The organism is Hydrogenophaga sp. GW823-FHT04C09 (assembly GCF_058796355.1).
Genome location: NZ_JBXAIO010000020.1, coordinates 1 through 3,479 on the forward strand (window position 1 = coordinate 1; position 3,479 = coordinate 3,479).

Genomic DNA, 3,479 nt, shown 5'->3' on the forward strand with positions numbered 1-3,479 from the left:
TGGGGCACCTGCAGCGAGACGCCCTTGAGCACCAGGATGACGTGGTTGTAGATGACCTCGATGCCGTTGACGTTGAGCACCACCGCATCGACGGATGCGGTGGCCTGAGGCCCGGCGCGGGTGGAGTCGGAAGGGCGCATGTCTTGGTCGCTGAAGCGGTGTTCAGTTGCAACTGCGGGGCGTGATGTTCTTGTCCTTGGCGTACTTGGCGGCGTGCTCCTTCACCAAGGGGTCCAGATTGGCCTTGCGAGCTTCGTACCAGTCGGATTTCACGGCCCACTTGGCGCCATCCCATTGGGCGATGCGTCCCCAGGCGGCGCCCATGTGGTTGCTGCAAGAGGTCTTGACGGGCCGCATGATCTCGCCGAAGCCGAGCGTCTTGAGCCTGGCCTCGGTGAGATCCAGGTTTTCAAAGCCCCAGCGCACCTGCTCGGGTGTCATGGTCTTGCCCTTGCCGAACTTCTCCTGGGCGGCGCGGATGGCCTCGACCTGAAGCATCGCGATCATCATGCCGCGCGTGTGCGCCATGACGCCCACCTCACCATCGTCCTTCGCGGTGCCCATGCCCTTGTCGTAGACGAGTTTCTTGAGCTCATCGTGGACCTTGTCCCGTGCCGCGCTGTTGTGGATGGTGACGGCGTTGTAGCCCTTGGCGCCTTCGCCGATGTCCTTGACATCGTGGTCGGAGCCGGCCCACCAGACGCCATACAACTTGTCGCGTGGGAACCCGCTGGCCTGGGCCTCGCGGATGCCGGCCGGCGTCATGACCCCCGCGCTCCAGAACAGAACGTAATCGGGACGCTGCTGGCGGATCTGCAGCCAGGCGGACTTCTGTTCGACGCCGGGCGGCGTGACGGGGAAGAGGGAGAGGTCGAAGCCGTCCTGGGCGGCCAGCTTCTGCAGCAGCGGGATCGGCTCCTTGCCATAGGGCGAGTCGTGGTAGACCAGGGCGATCTTCTTGCCTTTGAGGTTGCCTTTTTCCTTGCGGGCGATGTCCTGCAGGATGATGTCGGTGGCCGTCCAGTAGGTGCCCAGCAGAGGGAAGTTCCACTCGAACACCGTGCCGTCCACCGATTGCGAGAGCCCGTAGCCCATGGTCTGGATGGCGACTTTGTCGGTGAGGGCCTTGTCCGTGACGGCGAAGGTGATGCCGGTGGACTGAGGGTCGAAGCCGGAAGCGCCGGAGCCCTTGGCCTTCAGGCGGTCGTAGCATTCCACGCCTTTGGCCGCGTCGTAGGCGGTTTCGCACTCCTCGAACACGAGTTTCACGCCGTTGACACCCCCATCGCGGGCGTTGATCAGCTTGAGGTAGTCCTGCTTGCCGTCGGCCCATGGGATGCCGAGCGGCGCGAACTGGCCGGTGCGGTAGACGAGCAATGGGATGAATTGTTCGGACGCCTGTGCGCTTGCCGCGAGCGGCAAGAAGGACGTCAGACTCATGGCCGCCAGGGCGGCGACGCGGGCGAACGAAGAAGGGGTGTGGGTCTTCATGGCTGGTCTCCTGAAAGGTTCAAGGGGTTGGGGAACGGAAGAAGGCGAGGGCGTTGCGCGGTCAATGAGGAAAGGGCCACAGCCGCAGCTTCTGGCGCGCGGTCGACCACAGGCGGGCCAGCCCATGGGGTTCGGCGATGAGGAAAACGACAATCAGCGCGCCAAAAATCATGTGTTCCAGGAAGGCGGCGGTGCCGGTGGAAATCGGCAATCCCAGCCAATGGGGCACATGGTTGAGGACCAGCGGCAGCAGGACGATGAAGGCCGCGCCCATGGGGGCGCCGACGATGGAGCCCAGGCCGCCGATGATCACCATGAAGAGCAGCTGGAACGACTTGTCGATGCCGAAAGCCGCGGGTTCCCAGGCCCCCAGATGGACGAATCCCCAGAGCGCGCCGGCCACACCGACGATGAAGCTGCTGACCGCGAACGCGCTGAGCTTGGCGCTCACCGGCCGGATGCCGATGACGGCGGCGGCCACGTCCATGTCGCGGATCGCCATCCACTCGCGGCCCTTGGCGCTGCGCACCAGGTTCTTGGCCATCAGGCCGAGCACCACCAGCAACGTGAGGCAGAGCAGGTACTTGCGGGCGGGCGTGTCCAGCGCCATGCCGAGAAAATCGAGGGACCGGATGCTCACCAGTCCCGATGTCGAGTGGTTGGTGACCCAGGCCGCGCGGTTGACGAACCAGTCCACGAAGAACTGGGCCGCCAGCGTGGCCACGGCCAGGTACAGGCCACGGATGCGAAGGCTGGGGATGCCGAACACGATGCCCAGGGCCATGGCGCACAGCCCACCGCCGATCAGCGCGAGCAACAGGGGCAGGCCTTCGATGCGGACCTGGAGGTTGTACGCCGCATAGGCCCCCACCGCCATGAAGGCCCCCGTGCCCAGCGAGATCTGGCCGCAGTAACCGACCAGGATGTTCACGCCCAAGGCCGCGAGCGAGAGGATCAGGAAGGGTATGAGCACGGCGCGGAAGGCGTAGTCGCTGGCCAGCAGGGGGATGGCCACAAAAGCGAGCACGGCGAGCAGACCGATGGCGAGCCGGTCCTGTGCCACCGTGAAGATCTGCTGATCGGCGCGGTAGGAGGTCTTGAACTGACCGTTCTCCCGGTAAAACATGGTGCGTGTCCTTGTGCGTGTGTCGGGGGAAGGGGTCAGACGCGATCGATGATCTTGTCGCCGAAGAGGCCCTGGGGGCGGACCAGCAGGAAGAGCAGCGCCAGCACGTAGGCGAACCAGTTCTCGATCCCGCCACCCACCATGGGGCCGATGTAGATCTCCGAGAGCTTCTCGCCCACACCGATGATCAAACCGCCCACGATGGCGCCGGGCACGGAGGTGAGGCCGCCCAGGATCACCACCGGCAAGGCCTTGAGCGCCACCAGCGAGATGGAGTACTGCACACCGAGCTTGGAGCCCCAGATGATCCCGGCCACCAGCGCCACGAGGCCGCCCACCGACCAGACGATGACCCAGATGCGGTTGAGCGGGATGCCGATGGACTGCGCGGCCTGATGGTCGTCGGCCACGGCGCGCAGGGCCCGGCCGGTGCCCGTCTTCTGGAAGAACAGGGTGAGCAAGGCCACCAGCATGGCGGCAATGGCGGCGGCATACAGGTCTTCCAGGCTCAGCAACAGCCCGCCCTGGAAGGTGCTCTCGAGCACGATGATCGGATCCTTGGGCATGCCGACATCGATCTTGTAGGTGCTGCTGCCGAACACCAGCTGGGCCAGGCCATCCAGGAAGTAGCTGATGCCGAGCGTGGCCATCAGCAAGGTGATGCCGTCCTGGTTGACGAGATGGCGCAAGACGCCCATCTCGATGAGTTGCGCCACGACCACCATCAGCAGCACGACGGTGGCCAAGGCCAACAGATTGCCCAGCCACTTGCTCTCGATGCCCAGCCACAGGGGGATCCACTCGGAGAAGCGGGCCATGGCCAGGGCGGCGAAGAGCACCATGGCGCCCTGGGCGAAGTTGA

At 65.0% G+C, this 3,479-nt stretch carries 3 protein-coding genes; all 3 read right to left on the minus strand.

Annotated elements, in window-relative coordinates; translation table 11 throughout:
• Positions 1-162 precede the first annotated feature (162 nt).
• Complete coding sequence (locus AC1Q9M_RS25485; protein WP_382325610.1) at positions 163-1,440, minus strand: ABC transporter substrate-binding protein; 1,278 nt, start codon at positions 1,438-1,440, stop codon at positions 163-165.
• 112 nt (positions 1,441-1,552) lie between these two features.
• Positions 1,553-2,617, minus strand: a complete 1,065-nt coding sequence (locus AC1Q9M_RS25490; RefSeq protein WP_444686592.1) for a branched-chain amino acid ABC transporter permease — start codon at positions 2,615-2,617, stop codon at positions 1,553-1,555.
• Positions 2,618-2,652: 35 nt separating this feature from the next.
• Positions 2,653-3,479 (minus strand): branched-chain amino acid ABC transporter permease (locus AC1Q9M_RS25495; protein ID WP_492436428.1); only part of this gene is annotated, 827 nt, incomplete at its 5' end.